A 20,409-nucleotide genomic window follows, 5' to 3' on the forward strand; every position below is an offset into this window, starting at 1 on the left:
CGTCAGGAAGTGGAACACCGCGCGGTCGTGCCAGATGTCCATCGGCTTCAACGTCCAGTCGCCAGTGACGTCGGCTTCGATCCATGTCGGCACCTGCGCGAGCTGTCCCAGCCGCGTGCGCGCACGTTCGAGGGCGGCCCCAGACACATCCAGGACGGCCAGGCAGTCGAGTCCCCGCGCTGCCAGCACATCCACGAAGCGTGAATCGCCGCCGCCGACATCGAGGACGCACGACTCGGGCGTGACGCCGGCCGCGTCCAGCAATTCGAGTGACAGCGCGGGTAGGCCCTCGAACCAGCTGACGTCGCGGTCAGCCTTGGTCATGTACACGGCGTTCCAGTGCGCCCGGCGATCCATATGCACCTCAGGCGGCAGGTTTGCTCTGGCGCGGCCGAACCTCGGTGCCGGGCCTGAGTTCGTCGGTCCCCCGCCCAGCCACCTCGTCCCCGGCCGCGAGGTCGCCGAACACCTCGATCAAGGTGCCAGCGGTCAAGCCTGTCGTCACATCGACCCACTCGGCTTTGCCTCCGCGGACGCGCACGACAAACGTGCGATCCGTGGTCGAGCCGACGCTCGCGGTAGGCACAAAGAGCGATGGAGCAGAGCGGCGGACCGGCCAGCGCACCTGGCAAAAGGTGCCCGGCGCCAGACGGCCGTCCGCGTTGTCCACGTCCAGTTCGACCGCCATCGTGCGGGTGGTCACATCGACGGAACGCGCGATCCGCGCCACCGTGCCGGTGAACGTCGCGCCTGGGAAGGCGGTGACTTTGAAGGGCATCGAAGCGCCGCGCGTGAGGCTCGCCGTGTACGCCTCTGGCACGGGGACGACCAGGCGCAGGCGGCGCTGGTCAACCACGCGGACCATCGGTGCGGCGTCGCCGCCGGTGGGCCCCACTAGTGCGCCGGGATGCACATTGCGCTCGGTGACCACGCCCGCAAACGGCGCGGTGACCCGCAAATAGCCCTCGAGTTCCTGAACGGCGAGCGCGGCCTGCCGGGCCGCCTCCACCTGCTGCTCGGCGGCCACGACCTGACTCTGGCTGGCGTCTGCGGCCTTCCCGGCGATGGCGACATCGTTGCCTGCGACCACGCCTGGCGTGGCCGACGCCGCCTTCAGGCGGTCGAACGTCGCCGTGTCGGAGTCGGATCTGGCCCGCGCCGCTGCCAGCTGCGCTTCGGCTGCCTGCCGCTTCGACTGGGCCTCGGCCCGCTGGGCCACGACCTCGGGCGCGTCGAGCGTGACGAGCAGATCGCCCTGCCGCACGACGGAACCGCGGTCCACCGCGACGGCCTTCACGAATCCCGAGACGCGCGGATGGACGGCGACCGACTCGTAGGCGACGAGTTCGCCCGGCAGCGAGAGCTGGACGTCGAGCGGCTGCTCGACGACCCGGACGATATCGATCGTGACAGGACCGGTGGCGGCGGCCGGCGCCTGTGCCGCCGGCGCCTCCTGGCGCGAGCACGCGGCGACACTTAGGACCAACAGCCCGCCGAGTAGCCGAGCCATCAAGGATGTGCGAGAGACAACGTGCGTCAGCATGATCATGCGTGGAGCCTGTGATGAGGGCTGCCCGGATCGTCCGGATCGAGGGAGGCCGAGCCAGTGGTGGCCCGGCTCTGGGCCAGGGCGTAGACAGAGGGCAGCACGAGCAGGGTGGCCAGGGTGGCGAAAGCGAGCCCCCCGATGACGGCACGGCCGAGCGGCGCGGTCGCTTCGGATCCCTCGCCGAGGGCGAGGGCCATGGGCACCATCCCGGCGATCATCGCGGCACTCGTCATCAGCACCGGACGCATGCGCGACCGGGCGGCCTCGATGCCGGCCGCGAGCGCCGAGGTGCCGCTCACACGGCCCTGCTCGGCGAAGGTGACGAGCAGGATGGCATTGGCCACGGCCACGCCGATGGCCATGATCGCGCCCATGAACGACTGGACGTTGAGCGTCGTGCCCGTGAGCAGCAGCGCCACGGCCACACCGGCAAGCACGGCCGGCACCGTGGAGACGACCACGAGCGCCAGCCGCAGCGACTGGAAGTTGGCGGCGAGCAGCAGGAAGATCACGACGACCGCCACCGCGAGGCCGGCCGTGATGTTGCGGAAGGTCTCGTCCATCGCGCCCACCTGCCCGCGCAAGGTCACCGTCGCGCCGCGTGGCGGCGTGCCGGCGCGGGCGATCGCGTCCTGGACCCGCGTGCGTACGCGACCCACGTCTTCGCCGGAGATGCTGGCCGTAAGCGTGACCATGCGCTGACCGTTCACCCGGTCGTATTCGCCGACGATAGTGGCGTTGTCGATGCGGGCGAGGTCGCCGAGCAGCGGCGTGGCGGTGCCGCTGCCGCGGACTGGCACGACGCGCAGGTCCTCGAGGGTCTGCATGCGTGGCTGCGGCACCTGCACCTGCACCTGGAAGGCGATGCCGGTCCGCGGATCGGCCCAGTAGTTCGGGGCCACGAAGCGGCTCGACGAGGTGGCGGCGGCGTACGATCGGCCCACATCTTCAACGGTCACGCCGAGTTGGCCGGCCATCTGCCGGTTCACGTTCACCTGAATGGCCGGATAGTCGAGCGCCTGGCCGTACTGCAGGTCACGCAGCGACGGCACCTTCGCCAGTTCGTCGCGCACCTTAGTGGCGAAGGCCCGGGTGGCCGCGAAGTCTGGGCCCATGACCGCGACCTCCACGGGCGTTTGCGCACCGAAGTTCATGATGCGGCTCACGATATCCCCCGGCTCGAACGAGAACGTCGCCGTTGGGAACTTCTCGTGGAAGCGCTGGCGCAGCGATTCCTGGAACGGCTCCAACCGCAGGCCCGCCCCGGGCCGGAGCGACACCTGGAGCACGCCTTCATGCGAGCCGCCGGTCCACAGGAAGATCGTGTTGATGGGATACGACGATGGCTGCACACCCACGTAGCCCAGCGTGATGGCGATGTTGCCCGGACCTGCCGCCGCGGAAATCTCGTCGAGTACGGCCCTCCCGAGCTGCTCCGTGGTTTCGAACTTGGTACCCGCGGGCGCCCGAAATCGCAGCTGGAAGAGCGACGTCCCACTGGGCGGGAAGATCTCGCGGCCCAGCATCGGCGCGACCAGCGCCACCAGACCCAGCGCGGCGACTAGATAACCGGCCACGAGGGCCAGGCGCAGCGGCGCGAGCCGACCAAGCAGGCTGCCAAGACGCGAGCGCAGCCGGTCCACCCAGTCCGTGCTGTCCTCCGCGCGGTGCGCATGGCTGCGGCCCAGCATCCAGACCCCGAGCACCGGCACGAGCGAGCTGGACAGCAGGAACGACGCGATCATCGCGCAGCCCACCGCGAGCGACAGTGGCACGAAGAGCGATCGCGACACGCCGGTCATGAAGAAGGACGGCACGAACACCGCCACCACCGCCAGCATGGCGAGCAGCCGGGGCGTGACGACTTCACCACTGGCGTCGAGCACGGCTCGGGCGACCGGTGTGCCGCGGGCTAGATGGGTGTGGATGTTCTCGATGGCGACCGTCGCTTCGTCCACCAGGATGCCGACGGCAAGCGCGAGGCCGCCGAGCGTCATGATATTGATGGTCTGCCCAGCCCCCCACAACGCCACCACGGCGGTAAGCAGTGCGAACGGAATCGTGATGACGACGATGGCCGAACTGCGCCAGTCGCGCAGGAACAGCAGCACCATCAGCCCCGTGAGCAGGGCACCCAGGCCGGCCTCGACTACGACCGAGCGCAGCGACGCGGCGACGTTTCCGGACTGATCCAGCTCGTACGACACCTCGATGTCGTCGGGCACGAGGGCCTGGAATCGCGCCAGGTTGTTCCGCACCTCCTGCACGACGCTCAGCGTGGACGCGTCGGGCCGCTTGGTGACCGGAATGTAGACCGCGCGGCGGCCGTCTACGAGCGCGTAGGCGGTCGGGATGTCCGTGCTGTCAGAGACCGAGCCGATATCGCGGATGGAGACGGGTGTGCCGGACCCTGTGCGGATCGGCAGCTCGAGCAGCTCGTTGATCGAGCCCACGACTGAGTTGATGGGCGAGATACGCGTTTCGTCGCCGATGTTCACGCTGCCCGACGGCATGATGACGTTCCCGGTCGTGACCGCGTCGATCACCTCGTTGGCCGACATTCCATGCGCGCGCAGCTTGTCCGGATCGACGCGAATGACGATGGTGCGCTGGCTGCCGCCGAACGGCGGCGGGGAGGTGAGGCCGGGCAGCGTCGCAAACTGGGGCCGCACGCGGTTGAGCGCCAGATCCTGAATCTCGCCAAGGCTGCGCGTGTCGCTCTTGAACACCAGGTAGCCGACGGGCACGGTGCCGGCATCGAAACGCATCACGAAGGCGCCGACGGTGCCGGGCGGCATGAACGCGCGCGCGCGGTTGACGTAGCCGATGGTCTGCGCCATCGCCTCGGCCATGTCGCTGCCGGCGTGGAAGGTCAGCTTCAGCAGCGAGGTGTTCTGAATCGACTTAGACTCGACGCTCTCGATGCCGTTGATGTAGAGGAAGTGGTACTCGTAGTAGTAGGTGATGAACCCTTCCATCTGCGCCGGGCTCATACCGCCGTACGGCTGGGCCACGTAGATGACGGGGAGGTCCAGATCGGGAAAGATGTCGGCCCGCATGCGGCTGACGGCGAACGCCGAGGTCAGCGCAACCGCCGCAACGGCCACGAGCACCGTGATGGGGCGCCGCAGCGCCGCTCTGATGAGCCACATGGGTTAACGCACTCCTCCGGCGGACGATGCCAGTGCTCGAAATGAGGCCAGGTCACCGCGGGCCACGGCCTCGCCGAGCAGCGCTCGCCAGATGCCGACGCGCGCGACAGCATCCTGGTACTCCGCCTGCGCCAGCAGGCTTTGCGCATCGGCCACCTCGACGATGCTGGCGAGGCCCGCCTGATAGCGGGCGCTGGCCTGCGCTTCACTCTGGCGCGCGGCGGCCAGCTGCACCGGCGTATTGGCGGCGACGGCGCGTGCGGCATCCGAGATGGCCGTGGCTGCCCGCTGTTGGCTCGTGACGAGCAACTGCGCTTCGTCGTAGCGCGCCGTTTCCGCGCGCATCGTGGCCGCCGAGGCGGCACGGCGTGCCCGCAGACTCGAGATCTCGAACAGGTTGGGGAACACGACCTGGAAACCGGCGGCCCAGTTGGCGCGGTCGAACCACAGGCCGCTGGCGCCGCCGTCGAGCGTGCCATTGAACGCGGCGCCGCTGCCGCGCGCGAAGAGCGCCGACTGCACAAAGAGTCGCGGCCGGTTGGTGTCGGCCAGCACGTCTTCCTGCGCGCGGGCAATCTCCACCGCGGCCTGGCGCACCTGCAGCAACGGATGCGAGGTGGCTGCGGCGGGGGTAGGGGGAGTGGCAGGCGCCACCGACGCGAGCAGCGGTGCGGCGTTCACGCCGGCCAGACCATCTGCCACGCCAAGGAATCGCGCCAATGACGCCTGGGCCAGCACGAGATCCTGACGGGCCAGAATGCTGCGCGTGCGGGCCGCCGCAAGCTCTGCGTCGGCTCGAGACGCCTCCGCTCCCGGTCGGAGCTGATTGTCGGCCAGGGTCTGCGCCGCGCGCGCCAGCAGCGTCCGCCGGTCGACGTCGGCCTGCGTGGCGGTGACTGCCTGCTCGGCCTGCACCACCGCCAGAAACGCACTCGCCACCGCGGTCTCGACCTCGAGCCGCGTCAGGCCTTCACTGGCCCGCGCGCGCGTGAGTGCCGCCTCCGCGCTCCGTACTTCTGCGGCCCGGAGCCCGAGGTCGAACGGCTCCCAGGAGAACAAGGCCCCCGCGGCCGTACCCCACGCGCTCCGCGAGGACGCGTCGAGCAGCGGCGGGCCGGAGATGCCCGGCACGACCGATTGTGGCAGGAGCAGTCCCGTGACGTTGTTCACGGTCGCGCGATTGGTCTGCCACACACCGTCGAGGCGCGGCAGCGTCGCCGCCTTGGCGACATTCACGCCAGCGGAGGATGCGTTGACCTCTTCGATGGCCGCCTTGACTGACGGGTAGTGGTCAGCCGCGTATTGCAGCGCGTCCTGCAGCGTGAATGTCTGCGTGGAGGCGGCGCCTGCGGCTGACGTTTGCGCGGTGGCCGGTGGCGGAACGGCACCAAGCCCGGCAAGGGTGAGGAAGAGCAACAGTCGGGTCATCGTGGTCCACCGCAGTCTTGCCTCGGCAGCCATAGCCAAGCTCGCGATCATTAAGGTCATTGGCGGCGCTTCGCGAAACGGGGCTCGGGTCTTGTCGCGGCGGTCTCGCGCGTCTGGCGGTGGCCCTCACCCAGAGCTAGGTACACAGCTTCGAACAGTGCGATGCCCTGCCGCAGCAGCTCGTGATCGTCGTCGACCGCGGCCCGCAGGCCCTCGACGATCAGGCCGATGGTTGGGGCGTGCACCGGCCGATAGCGTTCGTCCTTCACGTCGAGGTCATGAACGATCTCGGCGAGGCGCTGGACGGCTCCGTCGCGGATGCCAAAACGCAACGCTAGGACCTCGAAGGTGCAGCGGTCGCCTTCATGACCGAATCCCGCGCCGTACATGTCGAACGGGATGGCCTCGTCGTTGGCTGATGGCCTGGCAGCGAAGGCGAACGTGGCCTGCGCGTCGATGAAGCGGCGAATCAACCAGGCGGACGCAAATCGGTCGACGCCGGGGCGCGGTCTGGTCACCCACCGGCGGCCGGCGAAGTCTTTGGCGTGCAGCAGCGCCAGCGGCGAGCGGATGTCGCCAGGCGGGACGACCGGCCGGGCGTCACGTTCCATCTTCGAGAGCAGCGTCTCCAGCTCGTCGCGCCCGGGCGCGGCAAAGAAGTCGATGGTGCACAGGTGCTCGAACCGCTCCCGCAGTTGCCGGACAATCTTGGCGTCGGGGCGCGCCTTCACTCCACGTTTCGGGGCCGCGGCGGAGCGCACGTCGACGAGCAGTTGTTTGTAGGCCAGGGCTCGAGTGCGGCGGAACAGCTCGACGATGTCGGCGTCGCTCGTGGTGTCGACGGCGTCCGCCTGGAAGACGGTCGCCTGGCCCCCGAGTCCATCAACTTCCCGGCCGAGCCATGTGAAGTCCTCGACGGCTTGGGACGAGCTCGGCAGCACATAGACGGCGTTCTTCACCGGCACGGCTCCGAGTTGCTGAAGACGCCGCCAGACCTTGACTCGGGCATTGGACGGGTTGGCCGGCAGTTGCAAGGCCAGCAGCACCCAGCGATGAGCCACGGGCAGCGGCTCGGTCGCCCCGGAATGAACAGCTTGCACAGATCATGTGTAACATGTGTTAATCAGTCATGCAATACCTTGAGACCATTTGGAGGCTCGTCATGAGCAGAACGAAGATTGCGCTCGCGGTCGTCGTGGCGCTGGCGTGGGCTAGCGCATCGACCGCGCAGGACATGCCGGCCGAGTACCAGAAGGTGCTGGCGACGCTTGGCAAGCAGGGCGACTACAAAGCCAACGTGCTGAAGGTGAACATCCCGCGCAATGATCTGAAGGTTAAGGTGGCGGGTGTCGACACGCCGACTCCCTTCGGCTTCGGCGGGTGGGTCTCGATGACCAAGGGCGACGGCGGCCACGAGGTGCTGATGGGTGACCTTGTGCTCACCCAGGACGAGGTCAACCCGGTCATGTCGGCCCTGTTGAAGGAAGGCCTCGACGTCACGGCTTTGCACAATCACTTCTTCTGGGAAGAGCCGCGCGTTTTCTACATGCACGTGCATGGCATGGGCACCGCTGACGCCTTGGCCCAGAAGCTCAAGCCAGCCATCGCACTGATCGGGGCGGCCCCCCAGCCGGCCGCCGCCGCGGCAAACGGCGGCAGCGCGCCAGCCGCCTCCGGACTCGATACGGCGGCGCTCGCGAAGGCAATCGGCACGCAGGGAGAACAGACCGGCGCCGTCTACAAGATCACAATTGGCCGTGACGACCTCAACGTGCGCGAGATGGGGGCCGTCATCAACGCGCGAATGGGCCTGAACACCTGGGCCGCGTTCGTCGGCACCGACGCGAAGGCTGCCGTGGCCGGCGACGTGGCCATGCTCGCGGCCGAAGTCACCCCGGTGCTGAAGGCGCTCCGGCAGCATGGGTTGGACGTGGTCGCAATCCATCACCACATGACCGATACCCAGCCCACCATCTTCTTCCTGCACTACTGGGGAACCGGGTCTGCGAGTACGCTCGCCGCGGGGGTCAAGGCCGCGATCGATCAGCTCGGGCCCGGGCGCCAGGGGCAGAAATGAATACCGCGATTCTGGCGGCGCTGATCACGGTCGCGACGGCGATCCAGCCAGGCCCCGCGGCCAGCGGGCCACAGGTCGTCTTCGTCTGCGAGCATGGCGCCGCAAAAAGCCTCGTCGCCACTGCTTACTTCAACAAGCTGGCGGCCGAACGCGGGCTGAAGGCGCGCGCGACGTTTCGCGGCGTGGCACCGCAGGATACCCTGTCGGTGAGTGCCGTGGCGGGCCTCAAGGCCGATGGACTCGCCATCCCTGATGGTCGCCCGACGGCGGTCGTAGACTCGGACGTCGCGCAGGCCACGCACATCTTCGCGATTGGCTGCACCCTGCCGAAGAGTGCCCAAGCGTCTGGCAAGTCCAGTTCGTGGGACGACGTGCCCGACGATCAGGGCTATGGCCCCATGCGTGATGCCATCGTGCGTCACGTGCGGGCCGTGCTCGACACGTTGCGGTGAAGACCAGCACGGTCGGTTCGCTCGCGATCGCGGTGCTCTCTCAGGCGCTGATGGCTGTCGCGCAGCCTGCCGCAGCGCCGCAGCTCCGCGCCGGTACGATCGGCGCCGCGCACGCCATCGACGGCCGCCTGGACGAGGCCGACTGGGCGTCGTCCGGCGTCATCGAAGACTTCACCCAGGCCGACCCACGGGAGGGCGCGCCGGCGTCGTCGCGCACGATCGTGCGGGTGCTGGCGGGACCGAAGGCACTCATCATCGGCATCGACTGCGCGCAGCCCCCAGGCGTGGGCATCGTCAGCTTCAACGTGCGGCGCGATGCGGGGCTGGCGCAGGAAGATCACGTGCGGCTCGTGCTCGGCCCCTTCATGGACGGCCGCTCCGGCTACGTCTTTGCGGTTAATCCCAGCGGCGCGCGCTACGACGGCATCGTGAATCCCGGCGGCGAGAACGACAACGCCGAGTGGGACGGCATCTGGGATGCGGTAGCGATTCGGCGTGACGGCGGCTGGAGCGCGGAGGTGTGGATTCCGTTCCTGACCCTGAGCTTCAAGCCAGGTCTCGACACCTGGCACTTCAACGTGCAACGGCGGATTCAGGGCCTGCTCGAGACCGACCGCTGGGCATCGGCGGGGCGCCAATACCAAGTCACGCAGACGAGCCGTGCCGGGCTGCTCACGAACCTTCCGGCCATCGACCTCGGCCAGGGCCTCAGCGTCAGACCAGCCGCTCGGGCTGGTGCCGGTGTGCCGTCGCCAACGTCGGATGTCGACGCCGAGTTCCGTGGCAGTCTCGATGTCACCAAACGGCTCGGCGCCAATCTGCTGGCCTCGGCCACGGTGAACACCGACTTCGCCGAAACCGAGGTCGACACGCGGCGCACGAACCTGACACGGTTTCCCGTGTTCTTCCCGGAGAAGCGCACCTTCTTTCTGGAAGGCGACGACATCTTTGCGTTCGGCCTGGGCCTCGACCAGGATGTGTTGCCGTATTTCAGCCGTCGCATCGGTCTGGTCGCCGGCACCGAAGTGCCCATTGTGGCCGGAGGGAAGCTCAACGGACGGGTGGGGAACACCAACGTGGGCGGCCTCGTCGTGGGCACCAACGACCGCGCCGGTGTGGTCGACGACGAGTCGATGATGGCCGTGGCCCGCGTGAAGCAGAATCTGTGGCGGGAGTCGTGGGTTGGAGCGATGGCCACGGTGGGCGACCCGCTCGGCGGCTCCGGGCGCTGGCTCATGGGTGGGGACTTCACCTACGCGACGTCGCGCCTCCGTGGTGACAAGAACTTTCTGGTCGGGGTGTGGGGGCTGGCGACCGATCGGCATGCGGGCGACGATGCCTCTGCCTACGGCGTCAAGGTGGACTATCCCAACGACAAGTGGGACATCGCCCTGAACTACAAGCGCATCGGGCGTGACTTCGCCCCGGCGCTGGGGTTCGTGCCGCGCCCCGCCGTGCAGTTGTTCAATCTCGGCATCGACAATCGCACCCGCATCGCCCGCGGCCCCTTCCAGCAGTTGGTGCACGAGTTTCGTCCGTTCGTGGCCACTGACCTGACGGGGCGGTGGGAGAGCTACCGCGTCTTCTTCGCGCCCATCAACTGGCGCTTCCGCAGCGGCGACCGCTTCGAGGTCAACGTCAACCCGGTGGGCGAGCGTCTGGTGGTCCCGTTCGGGGTGTCGGACGGCGTAGTCATCGCACCTGGCCGCTACCATTGGAGGCAGTACCGCCTTGAGGTGGGTACGGCCCAGAAGCGGCGCCTCTACACCCAGGTTACCTGGTGGTTCGGTGGGTTCTACGACGGCACAATCGATCAGGTCATCTGGACGGGTGCCTGGAACCCCATGGCGCTCCTCACCATCGAGTTCACCGGTGAGCGGAACATGGGCCGGCTCCCGTCTGGAGACTTCGACCAGACACTGGTCGGCAACCGCATCAGGCTGAACGTCTCGCCCGATCTGTCGGTCGCCAGCTACGTCCAGTACGACACGATCACGGATTCCGTCGGTGTGAACACCCGTCTGCGCTGGACGTTCCGGCCCGAAGCGGACCTGTTCGTGGTCTACAACCACAACGTCCGGTCGATCGCCGAGCGCTGGCAGCTCGACTCGAATCAACTCGTGATGAAGGTCCAGTACGCGTGGCGGCGATAGCGCGCAGGTTGGCTGAGTACGCTTCACGCCGGATCAGCACATAAGGAACTGCGTCGGGTCGGGTTCGAGTTGATGGCCACGCGCGCCTTCCTGGCGCCGCAGCCGTTCCCGATTTAACGCGTGAAGTAGTCGGGGGGCGCGTGGGTGCGGCGCGCGCGCCCCGGGCCGTAAGCTGCGGCGCGAATCCTGCGTTCATCTGGTCATGGAGTCTTGCACGGTCACTCGCGCGTCACGTGCCCACGCGCTACGCGGCGGCGCGGTCCCCACCGGGCAATGGCGGGCAATGCCGGACGGCATCGACGGCATTCATGGCACCTACGGCAACGTGGTTTCTGTAACTTGCAGATTCTAAAGGAGCTGGCAGAGTTCGAATCCCACCCTCTCCGCCATATCACGATCCTTTAGAATCAACAACTTAGCGTGGCGTAGCGGGTTCTAGACGGCTGGCTGGTGCAACCAATCCTATCTTCGCCAGAGTTTTGCCGGCGCGACCATCGAAAACAGGCGTGTTTCTATCGAGAGGGTTCTGACGATGGGCACGTGGGTGTATCAATGCACCCAACACGCCTCTGGTGACCCACGAGGCTCAACCCATGGCGTCTGCCCAAGAGTTGACACCGCCTATGCGATCTCAGCCGACGGCGTGTTCATGCCTCAGGGCGCGTGCGGGCCAGTCGCCTCGCTGACGAGCACCGACGCGCCAGGGGTTGGGTGGGCACTCTCGCTCCCGGGTTCTTCGCGAGCGACAGGTCAGTCGGCCTTCAGCGCCGTGCCGGGGTCAACCGCGGCGGCGCGCCACGAGGGAACGACGGCACCCAGAGCACCGAGCACCCCGAACGAAAACGCCACGGCCAGGAACGTGACGGGGTCCGTCGGAGACACCCCAAACAAGGTGGCCCGCAGGAGGCGCGTACCGGCCCACGCAAGTGGAAGGCCGACCGCCACTCCGGCGGCCGCGATCCTGAAGCCGTCCCAACGTACGCTGGCGGCCACTTGGCGTGGGTCAGCGCCGATCGCCAACCGCACGCCAATCTCGCGCCTTCGTTGAGACACCGAGTAGGCCAGCGTCGCATGAATGCCAATCACGGCCAGCAGCAGCGCAAATCCCCCCGCGGCAGCGGCGAGCGTCGCACTCATGCGTTCGCCTGCTGGCGCACGGCGAAACACCTCGGCCACGGGCACGATCTCAAGTGCGAAGTGTCGATTCTCTTCTGTCAGAACACGCCGAACGCTCGCGCTCACAGGGCCGCTGTCCCCGGCCGCGGCCACAATCACGTTCGGCGATGAGAACGGACGCTGCAGGGGCGGCAGGTACATCATCGGCACCCTCGGCAAGCGCGGGTTGCCCGCCGAGGCGTCGCCAACGATGCCGACGATGACCACGTCTTGCGAATCCCGGAACGTCCCGAAGTTGACCCGACGGTCGACCACGTCGCCGTCAGGCCTCAACGCTTTCGCGAGGCTCTCGCTGACAACGGCCACCCGTCGTGTTTCCGGTGTGTCTTGCCACGACAGGAGACGTCCCCTGAGTAGCGGGATGCCGACGACGTCGAAGAACTCCGGCGAGGCCGTGTCGGACAATGCCCGCACGTCTCCGGGAGCGTCGCCCACGAACGCCACCGTTGCGGCCGGTGCCAGCACCAATCTCGGGAACACCTGCGACACCCCGACCGATCGCACGCCTGGTTCCGACGCCAGGCGCTCGATGAGTCGTGGGAAGTAGGTCGGGTCCGGGCCCTTGGCGCCATTCGGGATCGTCATGAGCTTGACGTCGAGCAGCCCGTCAGTTCGCACGCCGAGGTCGACATGCTGGAGGCCGTACAAGGAGCGGAGCAGGAGAACCGCGCCTACGACCACTGACACGGACAGGCCGATCTGCACGACCAGCATGACTCGTGCAAGCCCGCCGGCCGCCCGCGCCACGGTGCGCGTAGAGCCAAGCTGCATTGACTCGCGACCCCGCGTCGATAGCCACGCCGGCAAAGCAGCGATGGCCATCCCCACGATCGTACCGATGGGCATGGTACCAACGAGCATGGACGGCGTCGGAGCGAACGACACGGTCGTTGCGGCGGCCCCGATCGGCAGAAAAGACGTGAGGGCAGACGTCAGCACCAGCGACACGGGGATCGCCAGCAACGCCCCGATCGACGACAGAATCGCGCCTTCGATGAGCAGTTGTCGCACCACGCGGCGTCGGCTCCCCCCGAGCGCAAGTCTCACCGCGACCTCGCTGCGTCGGGCCGACAGGCGCGTGAGCATCAGGCCGCCAAGGTTGATGCACGCGAGCAGTAGCAGCGTCCCCGTGAGTCCAACACTCATCCTTAGGGCCGGGACGTAGTTGAGCCGGTACGACGAAATACCGGTGGCGATGGGGGCGACGTGTAAGCGGTCACCCCAGAGGTCGGCGCCTTCTTGCGGATCGGACGACGGTGGCACCGACGCCGTCAGGAGCGAGGGCCATCGTGTTGTCATCTCCGCTTGGATTTCCGCGATGGTCACCGGCGCTCGTGCCCGCACAAGCAACTGGTTCGCCACGGGCCGCCGATCTGCGCGAGCGGGAATCAGCGTGTCGGGAGGAGCGAAGACGTCGATCCCAGCATCGACATGAAGCCCAGCGAAGCCGGGCGGTAGTACGCCCACCACCTCGGCCTCCACGCCATCAGCCGCCACGATCCTGCCGACAGCCGACACCTCACCGTGGAACGCTTTCCGCCAGTATCGGTCGCTGATGACTACCACCCGGTTGCCCGGAGTGACGAGTGGCGCGTCGTTGTCCGTCAGCGGCCTGCCGAGGCTCGGCAACACGCCGAACACCTCAAAGCATTGACCACTCACGAACCCCACGACAGCCTGACTGGGCACACCGTCGACATCGAGGGTGACCACGGCGCCGCCATTGTAGCCGCACACACCATCGAACATGCCGAGGCGCGTGACCTCCGGAACCGCCGGAAAGGGGATGTATCGATCCCGGCCTCTGGCATCCTGACTCGTGATGGCGATGAGCCCGTCGGGGTTCGGAATCGGCAGGCGCTGCCACAGCAGCGCACTCAGCATGGACAGAATGGCGGTGTTGGCGCCGATGCCGAGACCCAATGTCACGGCGACCGCGGCGGCGAACGCGGGTGCTCGTCTCACATGGCGAAGCGCGTATCTGATGTCCCAGGCAATGGCGTCCATGATGGCCAAGTTCTACACCATTTCGGGATGAGGCGCCGCGGCGGCGGGTCGCGTCGAGTCACCCTCTTGATCAGCTCGATGTCTTCGCTTGTGCCTGCGGTCACGTGACGAACGCCGCCGTGGCGATCGCAGTCGCCGTATGCTTCAATCTCCTATGCGCGCCCTCATCGACGACGCTCGCGCCGCCCTGCGCAACGTGCGCCTCTCGGGCGTCGCCACGGCAGCCACGACCGTCTCCGTGGCCATCGCCATTGGAGCGACCACGACGCTGTTCAGCGCCCTGAACGCACTGGCCTTCAAGCCGCTCGAGGTCGAGCGGGCTGACGAGCTGTACCAGATTGTCCTTGGGACCGCGAACGCCTCGCAGCTCCCGTCAAGCGTGTTCGACCCGCTGCGAGCGGACTCCGCACTCGGGCCGCTCGTGGCCGCAACCGCGGGACGCTACCGCGTCCGAGTGGGGACCGTGACGGCGCCCGCCGAAGTGCTCTTCGCGAGCGGCGAACTCTTCGACCTACTCCGTGTGCAGCCGATCATCGGACGCACCTTCCAGCCATCAGACGTTCAGCCAGGTGCGCCGATGGTGGGCGTCCTTGGATACGCGATGTGGCGAGACCGCTTCGGGCGTGCCGCGAGCGTCCTTGGCGCCACCGTGCACGTGCAGGGCGCACCCGTGACGATCATCGGCGTCGCCCCGCCCTCATTCCGGGGCACGCACGTCGGCCGACGTTTCGATGTGGTCGTACCGCTGGTCCACGTCTGGAGCCTGATGGGGTTGCGACCCGGCGGCCTGTGGACGGTGAGCGTACTCGGCCGGCGTCCGCCCGGCCAGGCCCTCGCTGCACTCAGCGAGCGCTTGCGCGTACTCCAGCCGGAGTTGCGACGCGTCGCCATGCCCACAACGTGGCGTCCCGAGAGCCAAGGCGTCTTCCTTGCCCAACCCTTGACCGCCATTCCGGCCTCGACCGGAGTGCCGACGAGTCACTCGGAGCAAGCCTCGACGCTTGTGCTGCTCCTTGCTGGATCGGCATTCGTGCTCGTGATCGCCTGCGTCAATGTCGCCAACGCCTTGGCCGCTCAGCACTGGAGACGCTCTCGTGAGCTGGCGGTCCGCCGGGCGCTTGGCGCGAGCCCGATGCGCCTGGCGCGCGTGCCGTTCCTCGAAGCACTTCTCCTCGCCGTTGCGAGTGCGGGAGCTGGCGCGGCCGTCGCCGCGGGCTGCACAGAGCTCCTGGTGGCGTCTCTTTCGTCTACGGCCGGCGAGCTGGCACTCGACCCTCGGCCCGACTGGCGAGTGTTTGGTGGCGGCGCACTCGCCGTGCTGATGGTCGCGCTCGTGACGGGTCTATGGCCGGCGCTGGCGGCCGCACGCATCAGCGCGAGGTCCCTCGTGCGGCCCGACATGGCATCGGGACGAGGCGCCCGCCGGACATCCACCGCGCTGGCCGCGGCGCAGCTGGCGATCAGTGTCGTGCTCGTGTCCGGGACGGCACTCCTCGTGCGCTCCTTCGTGAACGTCCGCGGCGCGGACCCCGGGTTCAACTCTGCGGGCGTCTGGATTGCGGACCTTGCGTTCGGGTCACGTGCCGTGGTGGCGCGCGATCGAGCCACTGCATACGAGCGCGTGCGTGCGGCCCTGCTGGCCGCGCCGAACGTAACCGCGGCGGGCGGTGTCACGGTCAGCCCACTGGCTGGCAACGCGCTCGTGACGCTGGCGGAGGGGCCGAGCGAGGCCCATCCGGTCTACCTGAACCGTGTCACTCCAGGCTACTTCGAGGCCGTCAGCACGCGGTTCCAGGTCGGACGGGACTTCCGCCCGAACGACGATCTTGGAGCGCCGCGCGTTGCCATCGTCAACGAGAGCCTCGCTCGCCGACTCTTTGGCGACGCGTCGGCGCTCGGGCAGACGACGACGCGTATCGCCATGGCGACCAACACGCGCGTGCCTCTGGAGATTGTCGGCGTGGTGCGTGACGCGGCTTACCTCTCGGTCACGGAGTCCCGTCCGGAGACACTGTATGTGCCGCTGTTGCAGGAGCCCAACCCGGACGGAATTTTCACCGTCATGGTGCGTGGTCTGCCCGGAGTCGTGTTGACGCAGGAGCAAGTGCGCCGCGCCGTCACCGTTCATGGCGTCGAGGACGTCGCCCTCCGTTCCCTGGACAGTCAGGTGTCCGCCTCGTGGCGCCGCGACGAGGCGCTGATGTGGCTCGCGCTGGCGATGAGCGCCGTCGCCCTCACGACAGCCGCGCTCGGCCTGTTTGGCGTGCTCACCCGGCGAGCCGAGACTCGGCGGCGAGAACTGGCCGTGCGCGCCGCCCTCGGCGCCACGCCGTGGAATCTTCGCCTGTTGGTGTGGCGGGACACTGCAGTGATCGCCGTTGGCGGCGCCTTGTCTGGCGTCGGCCTTGCCTATGTGTCTGTGCCGGCTCTGCGAGCGTGGCTGTTTGGCGTAGAGCCGACTGACAGCGTGGCGCTCGGAATCTCCGCAGTCGCACTCCTGCTGGTCTCGAGCGTGGCGAGTTACGGCCCGGCAGAGCGCGCGAGTCGAGTAGACCCGAACGCTGTGCTACGCGCCGAATAGGTGGCTAGGCGCGATCAGGCGAAGCAGGCGACAACAGCGGACCGCCGTGGGTATCCCAGCTCCGCGATAGCGAGATCGCGACGACTCAAGAGTCTTGGGTCGCCAGGCGGTCCAGGAATTGTCTCGCTGTGAGAATCTCAATCGCCTCGATGGAGCCGAGAGCGAGGAGGTGCCTATCGCCGGAGACGATGATCGTCGCTCCACCGGACAGGGCAGCGTCGATGAACTTGTCATCGTCCGGATCCTGACGGACCCATCCGGATTGACCTACGACAGGCACCCGTTCGGCGTACGTGTCGAGCAGGTCCACAATCGCGGCAACATCCCCCACGGGAATGCCGAACTTGGCGATGAGCGTTTCGCGGAGCTCCGTGAGGATTGGCTCAGACACCACCAAGCTGGCGAGCCGGGCCTCGGCAGCCAGGAGGCAACGATACGGCGGGCCCTTCCAGAAGTGCCCCGACACGAAGATGTTGGTGTCGAAGACGACCCTGGGCACCGCGGCCGTCATGCGTGGAGGAGGTCATCGACCAAGCGCTCGCGTTCTTCGTCGGACAAGCCGCTCCAGTTGAGGCCACGCTGCCGCGCGATTTCGGCGAGGCGGGGCTGAAGGGCGTCCGTAAGCCGATCGAGTGTCGACGCCCCGGCAACGAGCCGGCGCACCGCCTCCCGCCGGCCCGCGGGCGACAGACGATCCAACGTGTCCAGGACTTGCAACTCGCTTTTGTCGATCTGGGGCACGGCCGCCTCCTTCCCTCATGTCAGTCTGCACCAGCGACGCTCCGGAGTCCACACTGGTCACGTTGGGGACGACACTCGGGTCCAGGCGCACTTTCCTCGCGCATTTCGCCGTTGGCGACCCGCGTCGGGTGGTGCTTGGAGAGCACCCAAAGGTTGGTGATTGCGGCCGCGGCATGTACGGCTGCGTCCATTGCCGGGCGGCCCGGGCGCGCTGCATCTGGAGGCCGGTCATGGATCGACATTGCACCAGGTGTTGTACGCTCATTCCCCGTGCCGAGGCGTCGGCATTGCGAGACCACGGCGACGGCGATGGCGTGAATCACCGGCACGTGCAGCAGCGCGTCTTCAGAAGCGCACACCGAGTGCGACCGTCGTTTCGATCGACGACAGTGACTCCGCGGCGAAGTTGTGCAGCGTCACTGCGCCACGAGCCACCCAGCGAGACCGGATGCGACCGTGCACGCCGAAGGTCAGTGACGCGTTTGGTTCTAACAGCGACACCGGACCGAGTGCGCCTCCACCCCGCTGGTTGGCCGGCAGCTGGATACAGGCGTCGGTCGTGCACGTCCGGCGGAGGCGGTCGCGCCTGGCACCGTAGCCGACGCCGGTGTGCCAACGAAGCGGCCCGCTGCCAAAGTGATACAGAAGGTGACCGGCGGCGATCTCTCGTGACCGGTCGGTGGTATGGACCGTCACCGTCTGGTGCGGGTCAGATCGAATGACGAGGTAGGTGCTCGCGTATCCGGGGCGCTCGAATCGTGTCACGCGCGCCTGCAACTCTAGGCGTGGCGTGATCCAAAGCGAGCCGTATCCGCCGACCGTGGGCAGGCCGCTATTGCCACCACATACGCTGCCTTCGCTACCCGTGCAGGCAACGCCGCCGATGGCGCCGACTTCGAATCGCCGCGGCGCCGCTGAGGCCCGCTCCGCACTGGTGGGTAGCGATTGCGCTGCTACGGACGCAGGCGACAGCAACATGGCGATGACGGCGACGGCGGGGCGGCTGACAATCATGGCGGTGCTCCACCGCGTAATGCGCAACCCGCCACGAAACCGGCTCACAGCTGGTAGGGACGCGGGGAGTGTGTGGCGAGTCGCGACGAACGCGTTCGTCCCGCGCATGCCTGGGGCCCTGCGTCCCAGTCCGGGCGAGCCGACGTCCCAGTGATGAGTAGGTGTGCGGGATTCGTGCCAAGTCTTCACAGTGACGCCAGCGTGGCCAGCGTACCCCTGGGAGCAGCGGGGATGCGGTTGACGGCGCCAGCCGGGTCAGTACACTGACACCATGGAACTGCACCTTCCGCTTGAACTCGAGGGCAAGCTCGCCGCAGCGGCGAGCCGCCGAGGCGTGACGGTCGAGGCGCTCGCCCGCGAGGCGCTCGAGCGCGCCGTGGACTTCGACGACTGGTTCCTTCGCGAGGTCGAGACCGGCCTGGCCCAGGTCGATGCCGGCCAGACGCTGACCCACGACGCAGTGGGTGAGCGGCTGGCGAAGAAGCTGGCCGAGCACGACGCCAGACGCTGATGCACCTGCGCTGGACGGAGGCGGCGGCAACCGACCTAGAGCGTATTGTTGACTACCTCTTCGCCCATGCGCCAGATCGCGCGCCCCGCCTAGTGAGGTCGATCTACGACGCGCCTGAGACGTTGTTGTCGTTCCCACATCGCGGGCGATCTGGGAAGAAGGCGGGCACGCGCGAACTAGTGCTGGCGCCGTTGCCATGGATTGTGGTCTACACGGTGCGCGACGATGTGGTGCACGTCGTCCGCATTCTGCACGGTGCGCAACGATGGCCATGAGAATGTTCCGCTTGGCGCCATTTGAGCGCCGTCACTCCGTGGTGCAATCAGGTGCAAGGCGCCACGGCATCGTCGGCATTCACGGCAACCACGGCAACGTAGTTTCTGTAAGTTACAGAATCTAAAGGAGCTGGCAGAGTTCGAATCCCACCCTCTCCGCCAATCACACCTCCGGCGTGACGGCTCCTGCCGCTTACTGATAAGAACGTCGGCCGGGCGCTGAACCTTGCGTCGGTCTGATTCGGCTGCGCGCGCCCCTCGGCTGCCACACCGAACGGACGGCGGCCATGTGGCCGAGGGCCGGACGCCCTGCCTCGCTAGCCGACTCACGGCCTGAGCAGACCCGAGCGCTTCTGGAGTAGGATTCGCGGCCGAGCCATGTCGATGAGCCAGCGCCTGTCTCTACGGGGGGCCGCAGTTATGCGGATCGCTCGTTACTCGCCCACGGTCGCCATATGAAAGTGCTGATCCTGCTTTGCGCCGCACTTGTCGCTGCCGGGGCCCAGTACCCCGGCTGGTGGGTGCCCCCGGGGGGCGCGAGCGAAAAGAGCCCGCTCACGGCCACACCCGCAACGATCGCCCGAGGCAAAGAGCTCTTCGCCGCCAACTGTGCGCGCTGCCATGGACCCGATGGCAAGGGCGGCGGCGAGTCGTCCTACGCGGCCGACCTCACCGACGATCTGCGCATCGAGCTGAACACCGAGGGTGTGCTCTTCCACAAAATCTGGAAGGGGCGCGTGTCGTACGGCAAAGGCCCCAAGGAAGACATGCCGGCTTTCGAGGGCAAGCTGGACAAACAGCAGGTGTGGGCGCTCGTCGAATATCTGAAGGTGCTGCGAACCCCTCGTGGCGCTGGCCGCGACATGGCGGAAGCACACAGGGGGAACGGGAGCGACTAATGGCTGACCAGACGACGCTCTCACGCCGCGGGTTCGTGCGCTCGGTCGCCACCACAGCCGGGGCCGTATCCCTCGGAGGAGCTGCCGCCGCGCAAGGAACCGCGCCGCAAACGGTGGCCGAGGCCGCACCGCTGTCGCTGCGCAACGTGTCGCGGTTGCCGGGGCTGACGCCGCGTGGCGCCGGCTGGCTGCGTTTCCTCTGGGAGAAGGCGACGACACGCGACGACTGGAGCTCCGCCGGCATTCCGCATCCGTGGTGGGATCGGTACACATCACCGGTCGTCCTGAGCTATGGGCGGTTCGACCTGTCGTTCTCCGCCTACGGGCTGCTGCTCATGGCCGATCAGACGCCCGCCTGGCGCGAGGTCTACTCGCGCATCGCGGACGAACTGGC

General features: G+C 67.6%; 16 protein-coding genes and 1 pseudogene. 8 read left to right on the forward strand and 9 right to left on the reverse strand.

The features are described 5' to 3' along the window. The 5 genes from Q0C41_RS20755 to Q0C41_RS20775 form a co-directional block, all read right to left on the reverse strand. Positions 1-324, reverse strand: a 324-nt coding sequence (locus tag Q0C41_RS20755) for a class I SAM-dependent methyltransferase (protein WP_291987014.1), incomplete at its 3' end; no start/stop codon positions are given. A 40-nt stretch (positions 325-364) separates the two neighbouring features. Then, on the reverse strand, positions 365-1,549 hold the full coding sequence (locus Q0C41_RS20760; RefSeq protein ID WP_291987016.1) for an efflux RND transporter periplasmic adaptor subunit: 1,185 nt from the start codon (positions 1,547-1,549) through the stop codon (positions 365-367). Beyond that, on the reverse strand, positions 1,546-4,701 hold the full coding sequence (locus tag Q0C41_RS20765; RefSeq protein WP_291987018.1) for an efflux RND transporter permease subunit: 3,156 nt from the start codon (positions 4,699-4,701) through the stop codon (positions 1,546-1,548). Before Q0C41_RS20765 ends, Q0C41_RS20760 begins: the two co-directional genes overlap by 4 nt. Positions 4,702-4,704: 3 nt before the next feature. Continuing rightward, positions 4,705-6,129: a TolC family protein gene (locus Q0C41_RS20770; RefSeq protein WP_291987020.1), complete on the reverse strand. Its 1,425-nt coding sequence runs from the start codon at positions 6,127-6,129 to the stop codon at positions 4,705-4,707. Between the two features lie 56 nt (positions 6,130-6,185). Next, positions 6,186-7,175 (reverse strand): chromate resistance protein ChrB domain-containing protein, encoded by a 990-nt coding sequence (locus Q0C41_RS20775; RefSeq protein WP_291987022.1) that lies wholly within the window; start codon positions 7,173-7,175, stop codon positions 6,186-6,188. 116 nt (positions 7,176-7,291) lie between these two features. On the opposite strand from Q0C41_RS20775, the gene Q0C41_RS20780 reads away from it, so the two are divergent. From Q0C41_RS20780 to Q0C41_RS20790, 3 genes are read left to right on the forward strand one after another with little or no spacing between them, the layout of a single operon-like run. Continuing rightward, the gene (locus tag Q0C41_RS20780; protein ID WP_291987025.1) at positions 7,292-8,206 is read left to right on the forward strand and encodes a DUF1259 domain-containing protein; all 915 of its coding nucleotides are present in this window, start codon (positions 7,292-7,294) and stop codon (positions 8,204-8,206) included. Then, positions 8,203-8,658, forward strand: a complete 456-nt coding sequence (locus Q0C41_RS20785) for a hypothetical protein (RefSeq protein WP_291987027.1) — start codon at positions 8,203-8,205, stop codon at positions 8,656-8,658. Before Q0C41_RS20780 ends, Q0C41_RS20785 begins: the two co-directional genes overlap by 4 nt. Continuing rightward, a complete protein-coding gene (locus tag Q0C41_RS20790) occupies positions 8,655-10,811 on the forward strand; it encodes a DUF5916 domain-containing protein (RefSeq protein ID WP_291987029.1) in 2,157 nt (718 codons plus the stop codon). Before Q0C41_RS20785 ends, Q0C41_RS20790 begins: the two co-directional genes overlap by 4 nt. 750 nt (positions 10,812-11,561) lie before the next feature. On the opposite strand, the gene Q0C41_RS20795 is transcribed toward Q0C41_RS20790, so the two are convergent. Next, positions 11,562-13,994 carry an ABC transporter permease gene (locus tag Q0C41_RS20795; protein ID WP_291987031.1) on the reverse strand — a complete coding sequence of 811 codons (2,433 nt, stop codon included), beginning with the start codon at positions 13,992-13,994 and terminating at the stop codon, positions 11,562-11,564. Positions 13,995-14,148: 154 nt separating this feature from the next. Here Q0C41_RS20795 and Q0C41_RS20800 point away from each other — a divergent pair, with 154 nt between their 5' ends. Then, entirely contained in the window at positions 14,149-16,575 is a 2,427-nt protein-coding gene (locus tag Q0C41_RS20800) for an ABC transporter permease (RefSeq protein ID WP_291987033.1), read from the forward strand. Positions 16,576-16,660: 85 nt separating this feature from the next. On the opposite strand, the gene Q0C41_RS20805 is transcribed toward Q0C41_RS20800, so the two are convergent. The 3 genes from Q0C41_RS20805 to Q0C41_RS20815 all read right to left on the reverse strand — a co-directional run bounded on the left by Q0C41_RS20805 (position 16,661) and on the right by Q0C41_RS20815 (position 18,330). After that, complete coding sequence (locus Q0C41_RS20805; RefSeq protein WP_291987035.1) at positions 16,661-17,086, reverse strand: putative toxin-antitoxin system toxin component, PIN family; 426 nt, start codon at positions 17,084-17,086, stop codon at positions 16,661-16,663. Next, a complete protein-coding gene (locus Q0C41_RS20810; protein ID WP_291987037.1) occupies positions 17,083-17,316 on the reverse strand; it encodes a hypothetical protein in 234 nt (77 codons plus the stop codon). Before Q0C41_RS20810 ends, Q0C41_RS20805 begins: the two co-directional genes overlap by 4 nt. 345 nt (positions 17,317-17,661) lie before the next feature. After that, positions 17,662-18,330 carry a hypothetical protein gene (locus Q0C41_RS20815; protein ID WP_291987039.1) on the reverse strand — a complete coding sequence of 223 codons (669 nt, stop codon included), beginning with the start codon at positions 18,328-18,330 and terminating at the stop codon, positions 17,662-17,664. Between the two features lie 271 nt (positions 18,331-18,601). Between Q0C41_RS20815 and Q0C41_RS20820 the strand changes: the two genes are divergently transcribed. The 4 genes and pseudogenes from Q0C41_RS20820 to Q0C41_RS20835 all read left to right on the forward strand — a co-directional run. After that, entirely contained in the window at positions 18,602-18,841 is a 240-nt protein-coding gene (locus Q0C41_RS20820; RefSeq protein ID WP_291987041.1) for a hypothetical protein, read from the forward strand. Continuing rightward, entirely contained in the window at positions 18,841-19,116 is a 276-nt protein-coding gene (locus tag Q0C41_RS20825) for a type II toxin-antitoxin system RelE/ParE family toxin (protein ID WP_291987043.1), read from the forward strand. The genes Q0C41_RS20820 and Q0C41_RS20825 overlap by 1 nt, the downstream gene beginning before the upstream one ends. A gap of 455 nt (positions 19,117-19,571) precedes the next feature. Then, the gene (locus Q0C41_RS20830) at positions 19,572-20,015 is read left to right on the forward strand and encodes a c-type cytochrome (RefSeq protein WP_291987044.1); all 444 of its coding nucleotides are present in this window, start codon (positions 19,572-19,574) and stop codon (positions 20,013-20,015) included. Next, positions 20,015-20,409: pseudogene (locus tag Q0C41_RS20835) on the forward strand (hypothetical protein); the annotation flags it as partial. The gene Q0C41_RS20830 and the pseudogene Q0C41_RS20835, both read left to right, overlap by 1 nt.

This window comes from Luteitalea sp. (genome assembly GCF_022842525.1).
Classification (GTDB): Bacteria; Acidobacteriota; Vicinamibacteria; order Vicinamibacterales; family Vicinamibacteraceae; genus Luteitalea.